The organism is Sphingomonas sp. ATCC 31555 (genome assembly GCF_000282895.1).
In the GTDB taxonomy this organism is placed as follows: Bacteria; Pseudomonadota; Alphaproteobacteria; order Sphingomonadales; family Sphingomonadaceae; genus Sphingomonas.
Genome location: NZ_ALBQ01000002.1, coordinates 36211 through 60148, shown reverse-complemented (window position 1 = coordinate 60148; position 23938 = coordinate 36211). Strand labels below are relative to the sequence as shown.

The window sequence follows — 23938 nt, the reverse complement described above, 5'->3', positions numbered from 1 at the left end:
CGTGTGCAGGAAGCGGGCATAACGTAAGCCTGAACGGAATGCCGCGGGGCGCCGTCCGCCCTGGCATACCGAACGCTGGCCTGCCCGCGCCCGTCCTCTTATGCCTGCGCGGGCATGCAAACCTCCCGCCCCATCGCGCGCCACGCGCTCCTTCTCTCCCTCCTCGTCCTCGCCGCCTGCAAGCCCGCCGCACCCGCGCCACAGCTTGTCGTCTGGGCGTGGGAGCGCCCGGAAGATTTGCGCTTCCTGCCCAAGGGCACCGAGATCGCCGTCCAGACCGGCTTCATCGAGCTGGCGGGTGACGGCTTCCTCGCCCGCGGCCGGCATTATCCTTTGCGAACCGATCAGCCGCCGAACACCGCGGTGGTCCATATCCAGATCGACGACAGCGTCCCCCTGCGCTGGACGCCCGCGCTGCGGGCGCGGGTTGCCGCTGCCGCGCTCAATCTCGCCCGGGTCGTGCCCACGCCGCGGGTCCAAATCGACTTCGAGGTTCGCCAGTCCCAGCGCCAGATCCTGGTCGACGTGCTGCGCGACGTTCGCGCCGGCCTGCCTCGCAAGATTCCGCTATCAATGACCGCCATCGCCAGCTGGTGTCAGGAAGATTGGCTCAACGCCCTGCCGGTCGACGAGATCGTGCCGATGCTGTTCCGCATGGGCCGCGGCGATCCGGCGATCCGCTCCCGGATCGAAGGCGGTAGCGACTGGTCGGAACCCGCTTGCCGAAAGGCACTCGCAATTTCCGCCGACACCCCCATTGCCCGCGCGCCGACAGGCCGTAGGATCTATTTGTTCGCACCGCGAAGCTGGACGCCCTCCACCTTCGACGCGGTACGCAAGCAGGTGGAGCAGTGGCGATGAAGCGCGGGTGGTCGTTCGCGGCGGTGATCGGCATTGCGATGCTGGCGGGGACGCAGGCATCGGGATCGGGCGGCGGGGATGGCCCGATCCTGGATTATGTCACCAGCCACGCGCTGCACCCGATCGACCGGGCCGCCTTCGCGGCGGGGCGGGTCGGCATCGTCAAGCCCAACGCGCCGGAGGCGGTTCGCTATCTCGACTGGCGGCTGCTGACCGGGCTGCGCACCGGCACGGACGCCGCAGAGGCGCTCGCCACCCCCTGTTGCGGTGACTGGCAGGACCTGACGGGGGTCTGGCTGGCGGCACGGCGGCAGGTGCCCGGCGTCGACACCGATATCTACTGGATCGCCACCGAACGCCCGGGACCGGACTACACGACAATCCCCACCTGCTTCGCCGATGCTTTCACCACCGCCACCGCGACGCTGAAGGCGCGCATCGCCGCCTATGGCGCCAGCTCCCCCTGGGTGCGTGCCTGGGTGGACGGGCAGGACGCCGTGTTCGAGGCGTGCAGCAAGCCCCACACCTCCCTGCCCCCGCTCGATCCCGCCGCCCCCGCCTGGCTGCGCGCCGATCGGCTGTACCAGCAAGCCGCGCTGGCGCTGTACGATGGCCGGCTCGACGATGCCGAAACGACGTTCGCCGCGATCGGCCGCGATCCCGCGTCGCCCTGGCAGAAGCTGGCGCTGTACCTCCAGACCCGTACCATCCAGCGCGCCGCGCGCACCACCCGCGATCCCGCCGCCTTCGCCCGGGCCCATGCCGCGATCGACACCCTCGCCGCCGCGCCGGACGGCACCTATGGCAAGGGCGAAGTGGAACGGATGCGGCAGGTGCTCGACTATGTCGAGAATCCCGCCGCGTTACGCGATCGGCTCGACCAGGCGCTCAACGAAAAGGCGCCGACGACCGACATCGCCGCCAAGTTCAAGGACTATTGGAGCCTGTCCGCCGACAAGCCCCACAAGCCCGAAACGGCGGACTGGATCGCGACGCTCGGCACCCGCAACCGCGCCGATGGGCTCACCCATGCCGTTGAACGCTGGCGGGCGACTCGCACCTCGGCCTGGCTGGTCGCTGCGCTCAGTCTCGTCGAGCCAAGCGACGCCACCGCCGCTGCTCTCACGCAAGCCGCCGATCGCGTCGCGGCCGACGATCCTGCCTGGCTCACCGCGCGTTACCATCTGCTGCGGCTGCGCATCGGCCAGGAGCCCGATGCGACGCTGCGTGGTCGGGTCGATGCGCTTCTGGCCCGCACGGATCTCACCCCGTCGGATCGCAACATTTTCCTATCCGTCCGCGCGCAGCTCGCCACCAGCCTCGCCGATTTCGCCGCCCATGCGCTGCGCCAGCCCTATTGCGTTTCGGGCGCCAGCGATTGCCTCGGCTATGCCTCAGCGATCAGCGCCGAGCAGCTCGGCCGGCGCGGGCAGGCCTGGGTCGGCCTGGGCAACGATGCACGGATGCTGATTGATCGCCTGCCGCTGCCCGATCGGCTTGCATTGGCGCGCATGGCCGAACTGCCCGCCGAACTCCGCCTCGATCTCGCGCTAACCAACTTCGTCCGCGCCGTACTGCTCCGCAACGAGACGGCAGTGGACGAAAGCGCGCGGACGCTCACCCCGCTTCTACCGCAGGTCCAAGCGGATTGGCGCCGGATCCTGCGCACGCGGCCGGGGCCGGAAAAGCGCTTCGCCGAACTGTTCGTGATGGCCAAGATCCCCAGCTTGCGCACCGATCTCGCCAATTACACGCGCCCCCATGGCCCGGAACCTTCGTTCGGCGGCTATTGGGACACTTGGCTGGTGCGGGCGCCGCGCAGGATGGCGCCGCCCGAATTTCCGCCCGCCAGCGCCTATGCACCTGGCAGCTGGTGGAATCCCGCCGCCGAGAACGGCTACGCCCGCTCCGATCTTGTCTGCGATAACAAGTGCGGCGGCGCTTTCCCGGTCCACATTGCCCCTTTTGCCCAACCGGTCCAGGCTGCGGCGCTGCGCGAACGCAACGCCTTCCGTACCCCCTCGGAGGTCGAAAAGGGCGGGACGATCGGCCTGACAGTATGGGACGAAGCACTCGCCTATGTCGCCGCGCACCCGCGCGATCCCCGTGCCGGTGAAGCGCTGTACCGGCTAAACCGCGTTGGCCGCTGGAGCACCAACACCAACCAGCTGAGCAAGCGCGCCTTCCGCCTGCTCCACGCCCGCTATCCAGGCACGATCTGGGCAAAGCGCTCGCCTTATCATTACTGAGATGTCGAGAAACGCGCTACGCAGTCTCTGCGTCTAGCCCTTTTCGTAATGGGCATCCGCCCATCGCTCCGAAAAGCAGCGGGCGCGTCCTGATTTCCCGGCAACGCAGACGGATAAGGTCACTCCCCCGCCCCTCTTTGGTCGGGAAGCGGCCCCCGCATCAAGTCCCTGCGGGCGGGGCCGGCGCTGCCGGTGGAACGGCCGGTGCGGCGGGGCCGGCCGGCGGCACTGCCGGCGGCACTGCGGGCGGCACTGCGGGCGGCGCTGCCGCTGGCGGCACTGCGGCGGGAGCCGCAGCTGCGGCCGGGGCGACAGCCCCGGCGTGTGTGGGCGCGGGGTCCGGTCCCGATCCCTGGTCCGTCGGCGCGGATTCGGCCCGCGGCGACGAACCGGATTTGAAGCGATAGGGCCGCGCGGTCGGGGCAAAGCCGATGCTGTTGCATGCCTTTTCGCGGATCTCCTGGCTGGTGGTCAGGTCCGCGCCCTTGCCGCTGAAGTTCAGCGCCACGCAATCCGCCGCGACGCCGCGCATCAGCATCAGGAAGGCGCGCGGGTTCACCGTGCCTTGGGCCAGATCCATGCCCTTCAACTCGTTCGGATTGTGGAACAGATCCTTCTCCGAAAGGCCCAGGCACGAAGCCGCCTGCAGGATCGTCATCGTGTCGGCGCGGAAACGCTCTTTCGTGCCTTGCAGATTGGTCGCCTTGCACTCGGTGCTGGTGCTGGCCACCGTCTCCAGCCCGCTGCGATAGCGCGCAAAGCCGACATGCAGGCCGCCGACGATGTCGCCCGCCGCGCCCACCGCCTTCCATGCGGCGCCCAGCACGTCGCCCTTGGTCACGTCTTCCAGGAACTTGCGCGCCTTGTCGGTGGGCAGCGCCGCCAGCATCACCTTCACGATCCGCGATTCGATCAGCGGTACGTTGCTTTCGAAATTCTCGAAGAAGCCGCTGCAATTCCGGTCGTCGGCGCTGGTGGGCGTCGGCACGGGGTTGGGAATGGGCGGCGTCTGGGATTCGTCGCGGGTCCAGCAGACCTTCTGGGTCGTGCTCGCATCGTACAGATCGGCCGCGGCGTGGTTGATCTCCTTCGCGGCACCGGCCAGCAGCTGGGCGAAGCCGTCGGCATCCTGGCCGTTCACCGTCGTCCGCCCGATATCGGCCGCCATCGCCAGGATGATCGTGGCGCGCAGCAGTTGCAGCTTCTTCGAATAGGATGCGTCGAAGGTCCGCTGGTCGAGCAGATAGCCGGGATAGCCGCCGCTGTGTCGGGTTTCCTTCACGATCATGGAACAAGCCGGCGTCAGCAGGATCGCTCCTGCCGCCAGCAGTGCCGTTGCGCGCTTCATTGCTTCCACCCCTAAATAAAGGTCGGTGCAGCGCAAAGCCACGGGCTGCCGTTACTATCTGGATAGGCTGTTTTTCTTCCGCTGGGCAAGTCGTTTCTTCGGCGTCTTCGCCGGCGGTGGCAAAGGCTCTGCGGACAGGTGGCGGAGGGCGCCTGCGCTTCCTATCTCCCCCTCTGGAAAACCATTCAGAACAAAGCTAGAACCCTCCCCTATGGCACTCACCACGATCCCGCAGCAAAGGTGTTCCGCATGCTGACTCACATAAGCGTCCGCGGCGCGCGCGAGCACAACCTCAAGGGCGTCGACATCGACATTCCCCGCGACACGCTGACGGTGATCACCGGGCTGTCGGGCTCGGGCAAGTCGAGCCTCGCCTTCGACACCATCTATGCCGAGGGGCAGCGCCGCTATGTCGAGTCGCTCTCGGCCTATGCGCGCCAGTTCCTCGAACTGATGCAGAAGCCCAATGTCGAGCATATCGAGGGCCTCAGCCCCGCCATCTCGATCGAGCAGAAGACGACCAGCCGCAACCCGCGCTCGACGGTGGCGACGGTCACCGAGATCTATGATTACATGCGCCTGCTCTGGGCGCGGGTGGGCGTGCCCTATTCCCCCGCCACGGGGCTGCCGATCAGCGCGCAGACGGTGAGCCAGATGGTCGACCGCGTGCTCGCGCTGCCCGAAGGCACAAGACTGCTGCTGCTCGCCCCCGTGGTGCGCGGGCGCAAGGGCGAGTATCGCAAGGAACTCGCCGAGTGGCAGAAGGCCGGCTTCAGCCGCGTCCGCATCGACGGCGAGATGTATCTGATCGAGGAAGCCCCGGCGCTCGACAAGAAGTTCAAGCACGACATCGAAGTGGTGGTCGATCGCCTGGTGGTGCGCGACGATATCGGCACGCGCCTGGCCGAGAGCTTCGAAACCGCGCTCAAGCTGGCCGAGGGGCTGGCCTATGTCGACCTGGTGGACACCACGGTGGAGGCGCTGCAGGGCAATGCGGTGCGCGAGGCGCCCCAGGCGTTCCGGGTGGAAGGCGACGCTCCCGCCGCTGAAAGCGAGGCCCCCAAGGCCAAGAAGGGGATGAAGAACACCGGCATCCCCGACAACCGCATCGTCTTCTCCGAGAAGTTCGCCTGCCCGGTCTCCGGCTTCACCATCCCCGAAATCGAGCCGCGGCTGTTCTCGTTCAACGCCCCCCAGGGCGCCTGCCCGGCGTGCGACGGCCTCGGCGAGAAGCTCGAGTTCGACGAGGACCTTGTCGTCCCCAACCACGATCTCAGCATCAAGAAGGGCGCGGTGGTGCCCTGGGCCAAGTCCAACCCGCCCTCGCCCTATTACATGCAGGTGCTGGGCAGCCTCGCCCGCGAGTTCGGCTTCAGCCTCGATACGCCGTGGAAGGACCTGCCCGGCGAAGTGAAGCTCATCATCCTCCACGGCACCGGCGGCAAGCCGGTCACCCTCACCTTCATCGACGGCCGCAAGAGCTACGACGTCAAGAAGCCGTTCGAGGGTGTGATCGGCAACCTCAACCGCCGCATGCTGCAGACCGAAAGCGCCTGGATGCGCGAGGAGCTGGGCAAGTACCAGGCCAGCCACCCGTGCGAGGTCTGCGGCGGCGCCCGCCTCAAGCCCGAGGCGCTGGCGGTGAAGGTGGCGGGGCAGGACATCGCCCATGCCACGCGCCTCTCGGTGGTCGACGCGCTCGCCTTCTTCCAGACGCTGCCCGAGACCTTCACGCCCCAGCAGCGCGAGATCGCCCGCGCGATCCTCAAGGAAATCGACGAGCGGCTCGGCTTCCTCAACAATGTCGGGCTCGACTATCTCAACCTCGATCGCACCTCGGGCACCTTGTCCGGCGGCGAGAGCCAGCGCATCCGCCTCGCCAGCCAGATCGGCAGCGGGCTGTCGGGCGTGCTCTACGTGCTCGACGAGCCGAGCATCGGCCTGCACCAGCGCGACAACGACATGCTGCTCGCCACCCTCAAGCGGCTGCGCGACCTCGGCAACACCGTGCTCGTCGTCGAGCATGACGAGGATGCGATCCGCACCGCCGACTATGTGATCGACATGGGGCCGGGCGCCGGCGTCCATGGCGGCGAGATCGTCGCCAAGGGCACGCTGGCCGAGGTGCTCGCCACCGAAGGCAGCGTCACCGCCGACTATCTCAACGGCACGCGCGAGGTCGCCGTGCCGCCCAAGCGCCGCAAGGGCAACGGCAAGAAGATCACGGTGCACAACGCCACCGCCAACAACCTCAAGGGCGTGACGGCGAGCATCCCGCTCGGCACCTTCACCTGCATCACCGGCGTCTCCGGCTCGGGCAAGTCCAGCTTCACGCTCGACACGCTCTATGCCTCGGCCGCGCGCCAGCTCAACGGCGCGCGCCTGCTCGCCGGCAAGCACGACAAGATCACCGGGCTCGAACATTGCGACAAGGTGATCGACATCGACCAGTCGCCGATCGGCCGAACCCCGCGCTCGAACCCGGCGACCTATACCGGCGCCTTCACCAACATCCGCGACTGGTTCGCCGGCCTCCCCGAGGCGCAGGCGCGCGGCTACAAGCCCGGCCGGTTCAGCTTCAACGTCAAGGGCGGCCGGTGCGAGGCGTGCCAGGGCGACGGCGTGCTCAAGATCGAGATGCACTTCCTCCCCGACGTCTATGTCACCTGCGACGTGTGCCACGGCGCGCGCTACAATCGCGAGACGCTGGAGGTGAAGTTCAAGGGCAAGTCGATCGCCGACGTGCTCGACATGACGGTGGAAGACGCGGTCGAGTTCTTCAAGGCCGTGCCCCCGATCCGCGACCGCATGGCGATGCTCGCCGAAGTCGGCCTCGGCTATGTCAAGGTCGGCCAGCAGGCGACGACGCTGTCGGGCGGCGAGGCGCAGCGGGTGAAGCTCGCCAAGGAACTGGCGCGCCGCGCCACCGGGCAGACGCTGTACATCCTCGACGAACCCACCACCGGCCTGCACTTCGAGGATGTGCGGAAGCTCCTGGAAGTGCTCCACGCGCTGGTGGAACAGGGCAACACGGTGGTGGTGATCGAGCATAATCTCGACGTCATCAAGACCGCCGACTGGATCCTCGACCTGGGGCCGGAGGGCGGCGTGAAAGGCGGCGAGATCGTCGCCGAAGGCACGCCGGAGCAGGTGGCGAAGGTGGCGGGCAGCTATACCGGGCGGTATCTGGCGCCGTTGCTTAAGCCGCGGGGGAAGGTAACAAACAGTTGAGCGACATCTTCCGGCTTTGGATGAGAGACATATGCACCTCAATGAAAACGCCTCCTCCGAGGGCAGCACGATTTTCTCCATCATAGATATTCAAAGCACAATAGACCTTCGTGAAATAAATATTCCTCATGAGGGGGCACTAATAAAGATTAGATTCGAAGGTAGATACTGCAATTTAACAATTTTCAATGACGATTCTGCCGTAAAGAATCATCAATTTGAAATTGACCAGCAACCACCTTTTGTGTGTATAATTGGTATAATTTTAAGCGGAAAAAATCTAATCAAATTGGTGGTCAATTCAGGACGTCCGGACAGAGCCATCTCTAGCTATAATTATACTGATAATATAAACAAGTTGGGAGACATGAGTAGAGCCGACAGACGGCGAAACTTCATAAAACTGTACAAATCCGATATTGCGAAATTTATTTCTTCTAGAACTTGTGCAGCGAAATCTCAATATGATCAGTTGCTAGAACTACGCACCTTAGTTGAAGAAGGAAAACTCCACCATCTTGAGGGCTGCGCGAACATAATAAGAAAATTATTAGGCTCCAAGGACAGAATATTGCTAGATATTTGCGCCCTAAAAAATAGGACTATCGAAGTATCAACTTCCCCAATCGTAACCCCCCCTAAGCGCCCCGGTAACAAATTCTCCGTTTCATTGGCGAAGGGCTCAAGCGAGCGATTCCCCGTTAAGGTAAATTTAGAGGCCTGGCTTGGCATTAACTCTTGCATCGTCGCAGGACATGACTATTCAAATCAGAACCTCATAGACTCAATTGGCAATAAAATTGGCGCGCATAATGATAGAGAGCTTGGAAACCTCTTAAGTTACTTACAAGAACTTAAAATATCAAATATCGATTACGTTTCGAAACTTATCCACTCCCTATCTTCGGCTTTATTAGAAATTATCGATGAAAATGAATGGGTTTTACAAACCTAGAATACATCATTCCGGTAATGCCAAATTTAGAAATTTGAAAACTCAAAGACTTTGCTGATCTTTTGGAAATTTTCACGAAGACGCCCGTGCCTGCTTCGCCTATGCCGCGCGTGCCGTCGATCATACGGTGGTCCGCGCCGCTTGATGCTACGGCGATGGGAATTCCGGGGATACTATATCCAACTCAGGCTACGCCGATGCCGCTTCCCTTGACGCTTCGCCTCTTACTCCGCATCTTCCTCCCATGACCTCGCGCATCACCATCGACCCGCAAGTCTGCGGCGGCCGGCCGATCGTTGCCGGTACCCGGATGCGCGTCAGCGATGTGCTGGATGCGCTGGCCGATGGCGTCAGCGTCGAGGAACTGCTCACGGACTTTCCCTATATCGTCCGCGAAGACGTCCATGCCTGCCTCGCCTATGCCGCGCGTGCCGTCGATCACACGGTGGTGCGCGCCGCTTGATGCGGCTGCTGGTCGATGCCCAGCTTCCGCCCGCGCTCTGCGGATGGTTCGAAGACCGTGGCCTCGCAGCGGCGCATGTGCGCGACCTGCTCGGCGGCCAGACGCCGGACCGCACGATCCACGACCATGTCGAAGCCCATGCGCTGATCCTCGTCACCAAGGACGACGACTTCCTGCTGCGCTATCCGCCGGTGCGCTCGCGGCTGCTCTGGCTGCGCTGCGGCAACATCAGCAATCGCGGCCTTCGGCTCTGGCTCGATCCGCTGTGGCCGGTCATCGAAGCGCGCCTCGACGAAGGCGAGCGGGTGATCGAAGTGCGCTGATCCCTTCGTCGAGATCCCTCCCCGTGCTCCTGCGAAAGCAGGAGCCCAGAGTCACAAGGGCGGTCCTACGCAACCCTAGGCTCCTGCTTTCGCAGGAGCACGGTGTGGGGCGGCCGAAGCCAACGCTTCTTCGCGCCTTCCCTTCTTCGCGCCTCCGCGCCTCCGCGCGCAAAACCCTTCTTCCTTCTCCCTGTTCGCGATATCCTCCGGCCATGCCCGAGGACGACTCCGACATCCCGGACTCCGATTACGCGCCGCCGGGGCCGATCCCCTCGCCGGAAGCCTATGACGCATGGTTTCGCGCCAAGATCGAGAAGGCGCTCGCCGACCCCAGACCCAGCATCCCGCACGAAGTCGTGATGGCGCAGGTGCAAGCGATCCTCGACCGGCACAAAAAGCCGCACGACTGACGCCCGCATGCCCCACCTCCCCACCAACCCCGCCCATCTCGGCCGCGCCGCCAGCGCCACCGTCGAGCCCGACTTCACCGGCCCCGACTGGTTCGAGGCCTATGCCGCCCGCCATGAAGCGGATGGGCAGGAGGGCCGGCTGGTCTCGCAGTTCGCCTTTTCGGAACGCTGGGATTCGTGGGAGATGCACCCGCACGGCGCGGAACGCGTGATCTGCACCCAGGGTGCCTGCACGCTCCACCAGGAACATGCCGACGGCAGCACCGAAAGCGTAGCGCTCGCTCCCGGCGATTACGCCATCAACGCGTCTTCCGGGGTCCCCGCAACGTAGTACGTTGCGGGGTGGCGGGCACCTGGCACATCGCCGATGTCGCGCCGGGCGAAAGCTGCACCGCGATCTTCATCACCCCCGGCATGGGCACCACGCACCGCCCGCGCTGAGCGGTGCCGGCGGCGTCTCCCCCCGCATCCCCCGCACCCTCCCGCCGCGCGGCTCCCCCCCCCTCTCCCACCAGGCAAGAGGGGTTTGCCTGCCCGGCTCCCGCTCCCCCTGTGGGAGAGGGAGGGAGCGCCGAAGGCGCGGAAGGGTGAGGGGGACAGCGATGCCGAGGGACACCACCCCCGAAAAAAGAACAAACAGAAAACAAAACGCTTTCCTACAGCCCCGCTTCCGGCATATCTGGCGAGTCGGCTTGGGCTTTCCAGGAGACGCACGATGACCGACTCTGCCGACCTTCTCACCCTGCATCCCGATGGCGACGACCTGCATTCGCTCGATATGCTGGCGGACAAGGGGCCGCTGCCCACCCGCGCGCCGCGGCATGATGGCTGGACGCCGGTCAAACAGCGCAAGTTCCTCGAAATGCTGGCGGAGGGGCACACCATCACCAATATCTGCCACGCGCTCGGCATGTCGGTCACCGCCGCCTATGCGCTGCGCCGCTCGGCGCGCGGGGCGGCGTTCGCGCTCGGCTGGCAGGCGGCGCTGCTGCTCGCGCGCGAACATCTGGCCGACAAGCTGCTCGAACGCGCGGTGCATGGCAGCGTCGAGACGATCACGCGGCCCGATGGCTCGTGCATCACTCGCCAGCGCCACGACAACCGGCTGGCGATGCACATGCTCACGCGGCTCGATCGGCTGTCGGAGCGCGAGAGCGGCCCGGCCGATCATGCCGCCGCCCGGCTCGTCGCGGGCGAGTTCGAACCGTTTCTCGATCTGGTCGAGCAGGAAGGCGGCGCGGCGCGCGCCGGGCTGTTCCTCGCCCGCCGGCTGGGGGCCGAGGGCGTGGACGGCGCGGCCGACGATCTCGCCCCCGTCCGCCTGCTCGCCCGCGCCGATGCCTGGCTGCGCACCCGCGCCGATCCGGCGGCGGGCGACGCGGTGGCGATCGCCGATCTCGATCCGGCGCAGCGGGCGGGCTGGACGGCGGAGCAATGGGCGCGGGCCGAGGCGGCGGGCCTGCTCACCCTCGCGCCGCCGCCCCCGGCGGAAACCGTGCACGAGCCTAAACTTCCTAAACTTTACGCGTGCGACAATCCCAGTGGCGATCCGGTGTGGTGGAACAGCGCGGCGCAGGAATGGCGCACCAGCTTCCCGCCGCCCGACGATTTCTACGGCGAAGAGGAGGGCCATTATGGCGAGGAAGGCTATGCGCGCACGCTGACGCTCGAGGAAGAGGACGTGATCGAAGCCCCGATCCGCGCCGAACTGGCGGCGCGCCGCGCCCGCGAGGCCGAACTGCGCGACGCCTTTTTCGCGGAAGAGGAAGCGGCGGCGGAGGCGGAAGCGGCGGAAGCGGCAACGGAGGCGTATGGCGCGGAAGAGGCGGAAGAGGCGAAGGAGCCGGAGCATTCGGACCCGCTCTTCCCCTGTGGGAGCAGGAAGGAGGAGGGGGAAATCGGCGCCCCCGCCACGGCCCTGCCCTTGCCGGCGGCATCCGCCGATGCTCCCGCGCGCAAAAGAAAGTCCGGCGGCGCGTCCGGTCCCGGAAAAAGCCGCGGAAAACCGGGCGTCGGCGGCGCGCGCGGCAGGTCCCGCAAAGCGCCCGCCCTGCCGCAGGGGCGGTCGGCGCCATTGCATTCGGGGGGGCATGCGCCCACATAGGGGCTGCTACAGTCGCAAATCGACGGTTATTGGTGCTTTGCGGCTCCGCTTTCCTTCCATCCCTGCCCCTGAAGCGCGAGGTCCGCCCGCACGGGGCGCGCCGACAATGTAAGGAAACGCTATGAGCATCACCGGAACCGTCAAATTCTTCAACGCCGACAAGGGCTATGGCTTCATCGCGCCGGATACCGGCGGCAACGACGCCTTCGTCCACATCACGGCGGTGGAACGCGCCGGCATGATCACGCTGCAGCAGAACCAGCGCGTGACCTATGAGCTGGAACAGGATCGTCGCGGCAAGATGGCCGCGGTGAACCTCCAGTCGGCCGACTGACCTGAAATGCGAACGGCGGTCCCATCCGGGGCCGCCGTTTTCACATGTCCTTCTTTCCTCCAGCGCCGAGAGAGAGCCCGCCGATGACCGAAATCGAACTGTTCCGCGCCCGCGCCGATGAAGCCGGGTCCGCCGCCGCCCAGAGCGATCTCGACAATGTCCGCGACCGCCATCTCCGCGCCCAGGCCGCCTGGGAAGCCATGGCCGTCCGCGCCGAGCGCGTCGCCACCCAGCGCGCGCTCAACGAAGCCGAAAAAGAGGCGCGCGCCGTCGCCTGTTGATGCCGTTCAGCGCGGCGCGGCGGCTGCCGCCAGCCGCGCGATATCGGCATGCAGCGCGTCGATCTTGGCGTGCAGTTCCTCGATCTGCGCCTCGGCGCGCAGGTTGGTCTCATAATCGAGCCGCGCCTCCAGCCGGTCCTTGGCCGCCTGTCGGTTCTGGCTCATCATGATGATCGGCGCCTGCAATGCCGCGAGCATCGACAGCATCAGGTTGAGGAAGATGAACGGGAACGGGTCGAAGGCGTGCGCCGCCAGGATGACGGTGTTGAGCACCGCCCAGGCGCCGAGGAACACCCCGAAGCCGATGATGAACCCCCAGGATCCGCCGACCGCCGCAACCCGGTCGGCAAGGCGCTCGCCGAAGGTCAGGCGTTCGTCGAACACCGTGTTGAGGTCCCGCGACGCGCCGCCGATCCGGCGCAGGTCGTTCAGGAAACGAATGGCTGCATTCATGGGAACACCTCACTGCCGACCGGCCGCCCTGGGGCCGGTGCGCAAGGTGATCGGCAACGATCAGATCAGCGCGGCGGCGGCCCTGGACGGCGCGGTCGGTCTACTTTGATCGTTGCTTGGCATGGTTCCTTCTCGGATCCGTTGGCGAATGGCCGCACCTTCGGCGGGGCCGGACGCCAGATGGCCCCGGCCCCGCCCGGTGTCAACCGAAGGCGGCGGCATGGATGTGCCGCGATGCGACGAACGGCGTCGCCGGTCAGTCGGGCTTCTTGGCGACGGCAACCAGCGCCGGGCGCAGCAGCCGGTCCTTGATCAGGTAACCCGCCTGGATCTCCTGCACCACGGTGCCGGGCTCCTTGTCGGCCACCGGCATTTCCATCATCGCCTGGTGCTTGTTGGGATCGAGCATCTCGCCCAGCGCGACGATCTTGGAAATGCCGTTGCGGCCGAACACCGCCTCCAGCTCGCGGCCAGTGGCTTCCAGGCCGGTGACGAGACCCTTCAGCTTCTCGTCCTCGCGCAGCTCGGCCGGAATGGCCTGCAGCGCCCGTCCGAGATTGTCGGCCACGGACAGGATGTCGCGAGCGAAATTGGTCGCGGCATAGGCGCGGGCGTCCGCCACTTCCTTCTCGGTCCGGCGGCGGAGGTTCTGCATGTCGGCCTGGACATAGAGATGCGCCTGCTTGGCCTCGGCCAGCTGCGCCTCCAGTTCGGCGACACGGTCGTGCTCCGCCACTTCCGGTGCTGCCTGCGCGGTCTCGTCGCGCAGCGTTTCGCCCTGGGTCGGTTCGGTATTTTCAGTATGTTCGGACATGGTTCCCTGTTTTCTTCAGGCCAGCAAACGGGCCAATGTGGCCGCCGTGAAATCCACCATGGGCACGACGCGGGCATAGTTCAACCGCGTCGGCCCGATCACGCCGACAACGCCGACGACGCGGCCGTCCATCGATCGCACCGGCTTGGCGATGACGGAGGAGCCGGAAAGCGCGAACAATTTGTTTTCCGATCCGATGAAGATCCGTGCCGCTTCGCCTTCCCGGGCGCTGTCGAGCAGGCGGGCGATCTCCTCCTTGCCCTCCAGCTCGTCGAGCAGCTGGCGGACGCGATCGAGATCCTCGGCGGCGGCGGCATCGATCAGCCGGGCCTGGCCGCGCACGATCAGCACCGGGCGCCGCCCGCTGTCCTCGCTCCACACCGCCAGCCCACGCTCCACCAGATCGGCGGCGGCGGCGTCCAGTGCCGCCTGCTGGCTGCGCAACTCGCGCTCGATGCGACCCCGCGCCTCCGCCAGGGTGAGCCCGGCGAGCGTCGCGCTCATATAGTTGGCGGCGCGCTGCAGCGACATCGGGTCGACGCCGCCGGGCAGCTCCACCACCCGGTTCTCCACCAATCCGTCCTCGCCCACCAGCACGGCCAGCGCGCGGTCCTGGCTCAGGGGCACGAAGCCGAACTGGCGCAGCACGGTCTCGGCCTTGGGCACCAGCACCAGCCCGGCACAGGCCGAAAGCCCGGACAGCGCCGCCGTGGTGCCGGCGATCGCATCCTCCACCGGCCCGCCCCGCCCAGCCCGAGATTCGATCGCCGCGCGCTCCTCGGCGGAGGGTTCGCTCGCCTGCATCATGCCGTCGACGAACAGGCGCAGCCCGCTCTCGGTCGGCATCCGTCCGGCGCTGGTATGTGGTGCGGCGAGCAGGCCCAGCTCTTCCAGATCCTGCATCACGTTGCGGATCGAAGCGGGGGACAGGTTGAGCGTGGAGATGCGCGAGATGGTACGCGATCCCACCGGCGCGCCGCTGTCCAGATAGGATTCCACCACGATCCGGAACACGTCCCGGGCCCGGTCGGTCAGCTCGTGGATCGGCGGGGTGATCATGGCTGGTACAATCTAGGCAGGCCCGGGTGCCCGCTTCAAGGCCGCGCACCGATCAGGCTGGCGATCGGCAGCAGGTCCGGCGCCGATCCAAGGGCATCGGCCATGCGCTGGTTCCGTTCGCGATCGCAACCGAAATAATAGGAAAGCGCCCGGTGCCCCGCCTTGCCGTCCCACTGCACCTCCACGCTCGGCAGATCGGTCGCCGCCTGGCCGCAGCCGGGCTCGCCTGGGGCGATGCGCACCGTCCCACTACGCGGCCGATAGGGAGCGAGCCGGGCGAGGAAAGCCTCATATTGCGCCGGCGTTACCCGAAAGTCGCGCACCCCGGTGACGGCGGTGTGGCGCTGCCCCTCGAATGTCCCCGTCCCGTCCGGCCGCACCGTCACGGTATAGACCGGGCATGCGCCGAAACAGGGGCTGGTGGTGTAGCGGAGCATTTCGCCCCGCACGATCGGCATGGGCGCCTCGGCGGTCGGCGGCGGAGCGGGGCGTGCGGGCGTGGCGGGTGCCGGCCGCGGGGCGGTAACGGGCGCCCTCCCCTGCGGAATGCACCCGCTCAGCGCAATCGTGCTCACCAAAGCTGCAACCAACACGCGCATTCGTGTCTTTCTCCCAAGCATGTGCGACACTGGCGGAACGCGCCTGCCCGGTCTAGGTGCCCGGTTCGACCTTTCAGGAGAATGAAGCAGATGCGCCCATCCGGCCGCGCCCCCGACGAAATGCGGGAAATCACCATCACCCCGAACTTCACCCGCCACGCCGAAGGTTCGGTGCTGATCGGCTTCGGCGACACCCGCGTGCTCGTCACCGCCAGTGTCGAAGAGCGTGTGCCGCCGTTCCTGCGCGGCAAGGGCGAAGGCTGGGTGACGGCCGAATATGGCATGCTCCCCCGGGCCACCCATACCCGCGGCCAGCGCGAAGCGGCCAAGGGCAAGCAGTCCGGCCGCACCCAGGAAATCCAGCGGCTGATCGGTCGCTCCCTCCGGGCGGTCACCGACCTCAAGCTGCTCGGCGAGCGCCAGATCACGCTCGATTGCGACGTGCTCCAGGCCGACGGCGGCACTCGCACCGCGGCGATCTCCGGCGCCTGGGTGGCGCTGCGCCTCGCGGTCGACAAGCTGATGGCGGCGGGCGCGATCACCACCGATCCGATCCTCACCCAGGTGGCGGCGGTCAGCTGCGGCATCTACCAGGGCACGCCGGTGCTCGACCTCGACTATCCCGAAGATTCGGCGGCCGATGCCGATGCCAACTTCGTGCTGCTCGCCAATGGCAACATCGCCGAGGCGCAGGCCACCGCCGAGGGCGCGACCTATGACGAGGAAGGCCTGCTGCGCCTGCTCCGCCTCGCCCGCATCGGCTGCGGCCGCATCTTTGACGCGCAGCGAAAGGCGATCGCATGAGCGGCGAGGGCGACGCGCCCCAGGCGATCCGCAAGCTGGCGCCCGGCCGGCTGGTGATCGCCAGCCATAATGAAGGCAAGGTGCGCGAGATCCGCGAACTGCTCGGTCCCTATGGGATCGAGCCGGTCTCGGCCGCCGAGCTCGACCTTCCCGAGCCGGAGGAGACCGGCACCAGCTTCGTCGCCAATGCCGAGCTGAAGGCGCTGCAGGCGGCCGACCTGTCCGGCCTGCCTGCGCTGGCCGACGATTCGGGGCTCTGCGTCGAGGCGCTGGGCCTTTCGCCCGGCATCTATTCGGCGCGTTGGGGCATGGCCGCGCCGGGCATGGACGGGATCGAACCCGTCGCGCCGTTCGAAGGTCGCGATTTCGGCCTCGCGATGCGCCGTGTGCAGGAAAAGCTGGAAGCGCTGCCGCCGGAAACCAGCCGCGCCGCGCACTTCGTCTGCGCCCTCGCGCTCGCCTGGCCGGATGGGCATGTCGAATGGTTCGAGGGCCGGGTGCACGGCACCCTGGTGTGGCCGCCGCGCGGGACTCAGGGCTTCGGCTATGATCCGATGTTCGTGCCGCAAGGCCATGCCATGACGTTCGGCGAAATGGATCCAGTCGAAAAACATGCGATGAGCCACCGCGCCGATGCATTCGGGCAGTTGGTCGCCGCGGTTTTCTGACGATATTTGCGTCCAACCTGGCACATATTCGCGATTGCGAAGGTTTAAGCCCGCGTAAGCACGACCATGTGTTGATCCGGTGACGGCAGTTGCCTTAAGCGTGGGCAACGATGGAGGACAAATTGGGGGCGCATCGCACCACGTTATTCGACGAAGTCGACGCGCGGCTCAGCGATATCAAGCGGCTATTCACGCAGCTTGCCGGCCAGGCGGAGCCCGCGTCTTCCGGCGCGGCGCTGCCGCCGATCGGCCGGCTCGAAATCGCGCGGCTGCTGCTCCACAGCCGCGCGCTGCTCGAACAGGAAGTCGCCGCGGATCTGTTCGCTGATCCCGCGCTCAACATCCTCATCACCCTGTACGTCGCCGGGGGCGAGGGGACCGACGTCTCCACTTCCGCCGCCTGCACCGCGGCCGGTGTGCCCACCACCACCGCGCTGCGCTGGATCAACGCGCTGGCGGAACGCCGGATGATCGACAAGCGCAACCTGCCCAGCGATCGGCGTTTCACCTATCTCGAGCTCTCGGCGCAGACGCGCGCGGCGCTGGATCGCTATTTCGATCTTATCCTGGATCGCGTGAGGGCCCGGCTGCAGCCCTGATTCCGTATTTGCTGCTGAGCCGCTCCAGCGTCAGCGACAGGTGCGCCGCCTCGGCGTCTTCCCCCACCCGGTCGAGCAACGCGATCGCGTCCACAAGGTGCCTGCACACCGTCTCGATCCCGTCGCCCCGTTTGTTCATTGTTCAATCATCCGCGTACCCTTATGTCCACATTGGATTATTTGTGGTGGCGCGGACAAGTCAGGAATAATCCCGGTGCGGGACAGGCAAGCAATGTTGTTCCGGGGTTGGAACGCGATTGGTAATTGCGCCGATAAGTTCAATTTGGATATGAGGCCGGTTCCCCCTTGCTAGGAACTGCCGGTGACACCGCTCTCTACGCTCATCGAGCGCGCTGAAGCGATTTACCTGACCCATGGTGCAGGCAGTGCCGCCTATCTGCTCGAGCAGATCGAGGCCGCGATCCGCGATGGGACGCCGGTGCAGCGCATCCGCGAACTGGATCACATCCTGCAGCTCATCGAATATCGCGAACGTACCCTGGCGGTCTACGGCCGGGGCTGAACGGGGATGCGGCGGCGCTGGCCGCGTGCAGGGGTCGGCGATCGGGAGGGATCGCTCGCAGCGGCGGTGGTGGATAGGGATGGATTCGAACCACCGTAGGGCGAAGCCCGGCAGATTTACAGTCTGCTGCCTTTAACCACTCGGCCACCTATCCATGGAGACCGCCGCTTGCGAGCGAGGGCGGCCCAATGCCGCAGCCACGCGCCCCTGTCAACGCCTTGCGCAGCACGATTTGCATGCATAGCGTCCGCCGCTGCGTTTCAAGGGGGTTTCATGCGCCGTTCCATCACCGTCATCACCGCCGCGTTGCTCGCCGCCGCGCCGATCGCCGCCCAGACGGTGCCCGCCGCCGCGCCCACCGATCGCATCGTCGATCAGGGCACCAACCATTCCGAAGTGATGCGAATCGCGCAGTATCTCACCGATGTGATCGGGTCGCGGCTCACCAACTCGCCTGGCATGCGCAAGGCCGAGGATTGGACGCAGGCCAAGTTCCGCGAATGGGGCCTCGCCAATGTCCACAAGGAAGGCTTCGATTTCGGCCGCGGCTGGTCGAACGAGCGGCTGTCGGTGCGCATGGTCGCCCCCCGCCCGCTCCAGCTGGTCGCAGCCCCGCTCGCCTGGACGCCGGGCACCAGCGGCCCCGTGCGCGGCGAAGTCGTGCTGGCGCCGATGGCCGATCCGTCCGCCTTCGCCGCGCTGAAGGGCAAGCTGCGCGGCAAGATCGTGCTGCTCACCGAGCCGAAGGAGATCAAGGACGCGCTCCAGCCGCCGTTCAAGCGCTGGACCGACGCCGAGCTTGCCGAGCGCAACTATTATGATCTGCCCAACAGCGAACCCGCATCCGGCAACTATGCCGCCCGCTTCGCCTTCGCCGCCAAGCGCGACGCGTTCCTGAAGGAGGAAGGCGCGCTCGGCTATGCCACCATGTCCAGCCGCAACGGCAAGCTGGTCCACGGCCAGAACAGCCAGTTTCAGGTCGGCCAGTCGGGCCTGCTGCCGGGCATCGAGATCGCCGCCGAGGATTATCGCCGCCTCGCGCGTCTGGCGAAGATGGGCGCCAAGCCCGAGCTGGAAATCGATGCCGCCAGCCGCTTCGACGACAGCGATACCAAGGCCTATAACATCCTCGCCGACATCCCCGGCACCGATGCCAAGGCCGGCTATGTCATGGCCGGCGCGCATCTCGATAGCTGGGCCATGGGCGACGGCGCGGCCGACAATGCCGCCGGCTCGGCGATGGTGATGGAAGCTGCCCGCATCATCAAGGCTTCGGGGATCCGCCCCAAGCGCACCATCCGCTTCGCGCTCTGGGCCGGCGAGGAACAGGGCCTGCTCGGCTCGATGGCCTATGTAGAGAACCATATCGCCCGTCGTCCGGTCGATCCCAGCGCCACCGGCATCGTCCGGTACCTGACGTGGAGCGACGCCTTCCCGATCACCCCGGGCCCCGATCACGCAAAGCTCGCCGCCTATTTCAATCTCGACAATGGTTCGGGCAAGATTCGCGGCATCTATGCGCAGGGCAACACGGCCGCGATGCCGATCTTCGAGCAATGGTTCGCTCCCTTCCGCGCGATGGGCGCCACCAGCGTCTCGGCGCGGCGCACCGACAGCACCGACCATGTGTTTTTCGATGCAGTGGGCATTCCGGCGTTCCAGTTCATCCAGGATCCGCTCGACTATGGCTCGATGGTGCACCATACGGACGTCGACACGTTCGATCATCTGAAGGCCGACGATCTGCGCCAGGGCGCGATCATTCTCGCCGCGTTCCTGGTCAACGCCGCCAACAGCGATCAGCCGCTGCCGCGCGCGCCGCTTGCGACCGCGCCGACGCCGGCCGATCGATTCTATCCTTTCCCCTCGGAGGCCGCTCACTGATGAAACGTCGCGGACATCGTCCCAGCCAGGCACCGGCATCGCGGCCCCGCTTCTACGGCCGCCACGCGGTGCTGGCCGCGCTCGCCAATCCCGAACGCACCGTGCGCAAGATCTGGGGCACGCGCGAGGCGCTGTCCGCGCTCGATCTGCCGCCGGTCATTCCGATCACCTATGCCGATGTCGCCGATCTCGGCCGCCTCGTCCCTGCCGACGCGCCCCACCAGGGTCTCGTCGCCGAAGTCGAGCCGCTCGAGGAAATCTGGCTGGGCGATCTGCTCGATCAGGGCGCGGAGGATCAGCGCCCGCTGCTCGTGCTCGATCAGGTGACCGATCCGCACAATGTCGGCGCGATCCTGCGCTCGGCCGCCGCCTTCGATGCGCTCGGCATCGTCACGCAGGACCGCCACGCGCCCCCCGAAACCGGCACCCTCGCCCGCTCGGCGGCGGGCACGCTGGAAGTAGTGCCGTGGGTCCGCGTGGTGAACCTGTCGCGCGCGCTCGACGAGATCGCCGAAGCCGGCTTCTGGCGCGTCGGCCTCACCGGCCATGCCAAGGGCACGCTGAAGGACGTGGCGAACCAGGGCCGCATCGCGCTGGTGCTCGGCTCCGAAGGCGAAGGCATGCGCCAGAACACCGAAGCGCATTGCGACGAACTCGCCCGCCTCCCGATCTCGGCCAAGGTGGAAAGCCTCAACGTCTCCAACGCCGCCGCCGTGGCGCTCTATGCGGTAACGACGCGCGGGTAAGGCCGGGGTGCGCTGGCAGAAACGCATGCTGCGTCACCCCGTCATCCCGGCGGAAGCCGAACGCTGCCCGTCCTCCGTCCGCGAGGACCGGCGGCCCTGCCCGGAGCAAGCGTGACCGACACCCGCCCCATCCTTACCGATACTGCATTCGAAGAAGCGGCCCGCTATGTCGACGAACGCTGGTGGATGACGGGCGAGAACCTCATCCATGTCCCGGCGGTGATGAACGTCGAAGGCTGGAAATATTATGGCAGCCCGGGCAATCTCTTGCTTACGCCCGCGCAGCGCATCTTGATGATGTGGGCCGATATCGTGGGGCAGGTCAGCAACGGCGGCTTCACCCAATATGTCGAGAATTACGCCGACGATCTCGCGCTGGGGGTCGCCGCCGTCGATGCGCTGGAGTGGCCCGAGCTGCGCGAACGCTTCGCCCGCGCCATGGAGGAACAGGCGGGCGACACGCGCGCGCCGAAATGGGTCGGCCCGGTCGCGTTGACCGACGATCCCGAGAAATGGCGCGCCAGTCGCAAGCGGCTGATCCGCCACCTCGCCCGCCGGGGCAAGCCGTGGTGGAAGCCGACGAGCAAGGCCAGTCTGGCATTCGTCGAGCAGCTCTATCCGGAATGGCGGCTGGAGCTGGAATATCAGCGCGCGGTGTTCTCCGGGAAGCTGCGCAGCGGCGGCGAACGGCTGTTCGATTTTGTGCCGCCGCCGACGCACGAAGCGGACGCGTTCGATAGCTGGTTCTACGCGGACAGCACCAAGGCGGCATCGATCACCTATGTCGGCGCTTACCTCCTGAAGGTCCGCGACCAGCTTTATCGGCGGGCCTGAGGTAGGTGCCTGCCCGCAAGCGGCAGCCAAGCATCGCGCCGCGCATTGTATCGGCCGGTCTGCGCCCGCCTTGCCCCATGCCGCTGCCCGCCGGATGGCCCTGGCAGCGCCGGGCAAGGCTGATAAGCATGTCCGCTACCACCGCAGAGGAAGCTGCCATGTCCCACTATGTCGTCCTGTTGCGGGGCATCAATGTCGGCGGGCATCGCCGGGTACCGATGCAGGCGCTTCGGGCGCTCGCTGCCGAACTCGGCTGCCGCGATGCGCAGACCTATGTGGCCAGCGGCAATCTCCTATGTACAAGCGACGAACCGGCGCACCGCGTCGAGGCGGCGTTCGAGCGCGCCCTCGAAGCCCGCTTCGGCTTCGCGGTCGACGTGGTGGCGCGGTCCGCCGCGCAATGGGCGGACTATCTCGACAGCAACCCGTTCACTGCCGAAGGCGAGCAGACACCCAACCTCGTCATGCTCTGCATCGGAAAACAGCCTGCGACATCCGAAGACGCCGCCACCCTGCAGGCTCGGGCCGGCGACAACGAACGTGTCGTGCTGCAGGGCGACGCGCTCTGGCTCTATTTCGGCGACGGATCCGGCCGATCGAAAATGGGGGTCGGCCCCTCCAGCGGCGTCTGGACCACCCGCAATTTGCGGACGGTGCGCAACCTCGCGGCGATGCTCGCGTAGCGCACCATTCGCCGCCTTCGGCAGCGCGACGAGAGCCAGCCGCGCGGGCGGTCTTTCCTACACACGCCTTGTTCTGTATATGTACTCACTGTTCGGGTGAATGGGGAGAGTAAAGGATTTACATCTACACAATGACAGTGCGGCGGACTTCGCACAGCTACACCTCGCAAGCTTGCTGATGGCGCTATCTATCGCGATCCTAAACTTCCTAAACTTAGGCCACACAAGTCGGATGGTTTAGTCAAGGAATTCACAATGCCTCAGCAGCAGCGTTTCGAGGATCTCGTCCCCGCGCCCGCCGGCCGATTCGACGGCATCGCCCGGCCGTACACGCCGGAGGATGTCGCCCGGCTGCGCGGTTCGCTGCCGGTGGAGCACACCCTCGCCCGCCGCGGTGCGCTCAAGCTGTGGGAGCTGCTGCGCACCGAGGATTATGTCCATGCCCTCGGCGCGCTCTCCGGCAACCAGGCGATGCAGATGGTCCGGGCCGGGCTGAAGGCGATCTATCTGTCGGGCTGGCAGGTCGCGGCGGATGCCAATACCGCCGGGCAGATGTACCCCGATCAGTCGCTCTACCCGGCCAATGCCGGGCCGGAGCTGGCGCGGCGGATCAACGCGACGCTCCAGCGCGCCGACCAGATCGAGCATATGGAAGGCGGCGCGACCCGCGACTGGTTCGCCCCGATCGTCGCCGATGCCGAGGCCGGCTTCGGCGGGCCGCTCAACTGCTTCGAGATTATGAAGGCGTACATCGCCGCGGGTGCCGCGGGCGTGCATTACGAGGACCAGCTCGCCAGCGAGAAGAAGTGCGGGCATCTCGGCGGCAAGGTGCTGATCCCCACTCAGGCGCACATCCGCAACCTCGATGCGGCGCGGCTGGCGGCGGATGTGTGCGGCGTGCCGACGGTGATCTGCGCCCGCACCGATGCGGAATCGGCCAAGCTGATCACTTCGGACGTCGACGAGCGGGACCATGCGTTCCTCACCAGCGAGCGGACCCCCGAAGGGTTCTTCCGCCTCAAGGAGGGGACGGGCGTCGACCATTGCATCCAGCGCGGGCTGGCGTTCGCCCCGCATGCCGACCTGCTGTGGTGGGAAACGTCGAAGCCCAATCTCGACGATGCCCGCCGCTTCGCCGAGGCGATCAAGAAGGCGCATCCCAACAAGATGCTGGCGTATAACTGCTCGCCCAGCTTCAACTGGGAGAAGAACCTCGACAAGGACGACATCGCCCGCTTCCAGCGCGAGATCGGCGCGATGGGGTACAAGTTCCAGTTCGTCACCCTCGCCGGCTTCCACAGCCTCAACTACGGCATGTACGAACTGGCGCGCGGCTATCGGGATCGCGGCATGGCGGCCTATTCGGAGCTGCAGCAGGCCGAGTTCGCGGCGGAGGCCGACGGCTATACCGCGACGCGCCACCAGCGCGAGGTCGGCACCGGCTATTTCGACGCCATTGCTCAGACGGTGGCGGGGGGCGCCAGCTCCACCACCGCGCTCGCCGAGAGCACCGAGGCCGCCCAGTTCACCAGCGAAGCAGCGTAAGGAGAGTATGTGATGTCGAACGAACCGCAGCGCAGCCGCGCCGTCTTCTCCACCGAGGATTTCCGCCTGCTCCGGGAGGCCGTCGGGGCCCATCTGCAGGCGGTGAAGGACAAGCCGGAATCGGTGAAGTTCTCCAACCTCTACCACCGCTTGGGCCGCGTGGCCTGA

Annotated in this window: 26 protein-coding genes and 1 tRNA gene; 21 read left to right on the top strand and 6 right to left on the bottom strand. The window is 66.4% G+C overall.

All coding sequences use genetic code 11. The annotated features are described in order from the left end of the window. The first annotated feature begins 114 nt into the window (after window positions 1-114). Window positions 115-861: a hypothetical protein gene (locus B215_RS0100760; protein WP_082664421.1), complete on the top strand. Its 747-nt coding sequence runs from the start codon at window positions 115-117 to the stop codon at window positions 859-861. Beyond that, a complete protein-coding gene (locus B215_RS0100755) occupies window positions 858-3110 on the top strand; it encodes a hypothetical protein (protein WP_019367712.1) in 2253 nt (750 codons plus the stop codon). The genes B215_RS0100760 and B215_RS0100755 overlap by 4 nt, the downstream gene beginning before the upstream one ends. Before the next feature lie 160 nt (window positions 3111-3270). On the opposite strand, the gene B215_RS0100750 is transcribed toward B215_RS0100755, so the two are convergent. Beyond that, the gene (locus B215_RS0100750) at window positions 3271-4458 is read right to left on the bottom strand and encodes a hypothetical protein (RefSeq protein ID WP_026008803.1); all 1188 of its coding nucleotides are present in this window, start codon (window positions 4456-4458) and stop codon (window positions 3271-3273) included. 249 nt (window positions 4459-4707) lie between these two features. On the opposite strand from B215_RS0100750, the gene uvrA reads away from it, so the two are divergent. The 9 genes from uvrA (at window position 4708) to B215_RS0100710 (ending at window position 12559) form a co-directional block, all read left to right on the top strand. Beyond that, on the top strand, window positions 4708-7689 hold the full coding sequence (gene uvrA / locus B215_RS0100745) for an excinuclease ABC subunit UvrA (RefSeq protein ID WP_019367711.1): 2982 nt from the start codon (window positions 4708-4710) through the stop codon (window positions 7687-7689). A 31-nt stretch (window positions 7690-7720) separates the two neighbouring features. Then, a complete protein-coding gene (locus tag B215_RS21120) occupies window positions 7721-8644 on the top strand; it encodes a hypothetical protein (protein WP_152997763.1) in 924 nt (307 codons plus the stop codon). A gap of 244 nt (window positions 8645-8888) precedes the next feature. Then, the gene (locus B215_RS0100740; RefSeq protein WP_019367710.1) at window positions 8889-9107 is read left to right on the top strand and encodes a DUF433 domain-containing protein; all 219 of its coding nucleotides are present in this window, start codon (window positions 8889-8891) and stop codon (window positions 9105-9107) included. Beyond that, window positions 9107-9430, top strand: a complete 324-nt coding sequence (locus B215_RS0100735; protein WP_019367709.1) for a DUF5615 family PIN-like protein — start codon at window positions 9107-9109, stop codon at window positions 9428-9430. Before B215_RS0100740 ends, B215_RS0100735 begins: the two co-directional genes overlap by 1 nt. Before the next feature lie 212 nt (window positions 9431-9642). Then, window positions 9643-9840, top strand: a complete 198-nt coding sequence (gene relB / locus B215_RS0100730; protein WP_019367708.1) for a type II toxin-antitoxin system RelB family antitoxin — start codon at window positions 9643-9645, stop codon at window positions 9838-9840. Window positions 9841-9847: 7 nt separating this feature from the next. Further along, entirely contained in the window at window positions 9848-10171 is a 324-nt protein-coding gene (locus B215_RS19335) for a cupin (protein ID WP_419724213.1), read from the top strand. A gap of 384 nt (window positions 10172-10555) precedes the next feature. Next, window positions 10556-11944: a hypothetical protein gene (locus B215_RS20505; RefSeq protein WP_019367707.1), complete on the top strand. Its 1389-nt coding sequence runs from the start codon at window positions 10556-10558 to the stop codon at window positions 11942-11944. 121 nt (window positions 11945-12065) lie between these two features. Beyond that, window positions 12066-12278: a cold-shock protein gene (locus B215_RS0100715; RefSeq protein WP_019367706.1), complete on the top strand. Its 213-nt coding sequence runs from the start codon at window positions 12066-12068 to the stop codon at window positions 12276-12278. Window positions 12279-12361: 83 nt separating this feature from the next. Next, window positions 12362-12559 carry a hypothetical protein gene (locus B215_RS0100710; protein ID WP_019367705.1) on the top strand — a complete coding sequence of 66 codons (198 nt, stop codon included), beginning with the start codon at window positions 12362-12364 and terminating at the stop codon, window positions 12557-12559. Window positions 12560-12565: 6 nt separating this feature from the next. On the opposite strand, the gene B215_RS0100705 is transcribed toward B215_RS0100710, so the two are convergent. The 4 genes from B215_RS0100705 to B215_RS0100685 all read right to left on the bottom strand — a co-directional run bounded on the left by B215_RS0100705 (window position 12566) and on the right by B215_RS0100685 (window position 15460). Beyond that, window positions 12566-13012 (bottom strand): DUF1003 domain-containing protein, encoded by a 447-nt coding sequence (locus B215_RS0100705; protein ID WP_019367704.1) that lies wholly within the window; start codon window positions 13010-13012, stop codon window positions 12566-12568. 256 nt (window positions 13013-13268) lie between these two features. Next, on the bottom strand, window positions 13269-13826 hold the full coding sequence (gene grpE, locus B215_RS0100695; protein ID WP_019367702.1) for a nucleotide exchange factor GrpE: 558 nt from the start codon (window positions 13824-13826) through the stop codon (window positions 13269-13271). A 15-nt stretch (window positions 13827-13841) separates the two neighbouring features. Further along, window positions 13842-14885 (bottom strand): heat-inducible transcriptional repressor HrcA, encoded by a 1044-nt coding sequence (gene hrcA, locus B215_RS0100690; RefSeq protein WP_019367701.1) that lies wholly within the window; start codon window positions 14883-14885, stop codon window positions 13842-13844. A gap of 35 nt (window positions 14886-14920) precedes the next feature. Further along, window positions 14921-15460: a DUF6438 domain-containing protein gene (locus tag B215_RS0100685; protein ID WP_236704554.1), complete on the bottom strand. Its 540-nt coding sequence runs from the start codon at window positions 15458-15460 to the stop codon at window positions 14921-14923. Window positions 15461-15574: 114 nt separating this feature from the next. Between B215_RS0100685 and rph the strand changes: the two genes are divergently transcribed. From rph to B215_RS0100665, 4 genes are all read left to right on the top strand, one after another. Continuing rightward, window positions 15575-16288, top strand: coding sequence for a ribonuclease PH (gene rph, locus B215_RS0100680; protein WP_026008802.1), 714 nt, complete (start codon window positions 15575-15577; stop codon window positions 16286-16288). Next, entirely contained in the window at window positions 16285-16956 is a 672-nt protein-coding gene (rdgB, locus tag B215_RS0100675) for an RdgB/HAM1 family non-canonical purine NTP pyrophosphatase (protein WP_019367698.1), read from the top strand. Before rph ends, rdgB begins: the two co-directional genes overlap by 4 nt. Before the next feature lie 110 nt (window positions 16957-17066). Next, complete coding sequence (locus B215_RS0100670; protein ID WP_019367697.1) at window positions 17067-17555, top strand: hypothetical protein; 489 nt, start codon at window positions 17067-17069, stop codon at window positions 17553-17555. A gap of 322 nt (window positions 17556-17877) precedes the next feature. Beyond that, window positions 17878-18078, top strand: coding sequence for a hypothetical protein (locus tag B215_RS0100665; protein WP_019367696.1), 201 nt, complete (start codon window positions 17878-17880; stop codon window positions 18076-18078). A 67-nt stretch (window positions 18079-18145) separates the two neighbouring features. Here the strand turns inward: B215_RS0100665 and B215_RS0100660 are convergent. Then, window positions 18146-18232 (bottom strand) — tRNA-Tyr (locus B215_RS0100660). Between the two features lie 119 nt (window positions 18233-18351). On the opposite strand from B215_RS0100660, the gene B215_RS0100655 reads away from it, so the two are divergent. The 6 genes from B215_RS0100655 (at window position 18352) to B215_RS21485 (ending at window position 23938) form a co-directional block, all read left to right on the top strand. Next, window positions 18352-19962 carry a M20/M25/M40 family metallo-hydrolase gene (locus B215_RS0100655; protein ID WP_019367695.1) on the top strand — a complete coding sequence of 537 codons (1611 nt, stop codon included), beginning with the start codon at window positions 18352-18354 and terminating at the stop codon, window positions 19960-19962. After that, window positions 19962-20708 carry a 23S rRNA (guanosine(2251)-2'-O)-methyltransferase RlmB gene (gene rlmB / locus B215_RS0100650; protein WP_019367694.1) on the top strand — a complete coding sequence of 249 codons (747 nt, stop codon included), beginning with the start codon at window positions 19962-19964 and terminating at the stop codon, window positions 20706-20708. Before B215_RS0100655 ends, rlmB begins: the two co-directional genes overlap by 1 nt. A 111-nt stretch (window positions 20709-20819) precedes the next feature. Beyond that, the gene (locus B215_RS0100645) at window positions 20820-21542 is read left to right on the top strand and encodes a DMP19 family protein (protein WP_019367693.1); all 723 of its coding nucleotides are present in this window, start codon (window positions 20820-20822) and stop codon (window positions 21540-21542) included. Window positions 21543-21670: 128 nt separating this feature from the next. Then, on the top strand, window positions 21671-22225 hold the full coding sequence (locus B215_RS19325; RefSeq protein WP_037512682.1) for a DUF1697 domain-containing protein: 555 nt from the start codon (window positions 21671-21673) through the stop codon (window positions 22223-22225). Between the two features lie 255 nt (window positions 22226-22480). Then, window positions 22481-23770 carry an isocitrate lyase gene (aceA, locus tag B215_RS0100635; protein WP_019367691.1) on the top strand — a complete coding sequence of 430 codons (1290 nt, stop codon included), beginning with the start codon at window positions 22481-22483 and terminating at the stop codon, window positions 23768-23770. Between the two features lie 12 nt (window positions 23771-23782). Then, complete coding sequence (locus B215_RS21485; protein ID WP_019367690.1) at window positions 23783-23938, top strand: hypothetical protein; 156 nt, start codon at window positions 23783-23785, stop codon at window positions 23936-23938.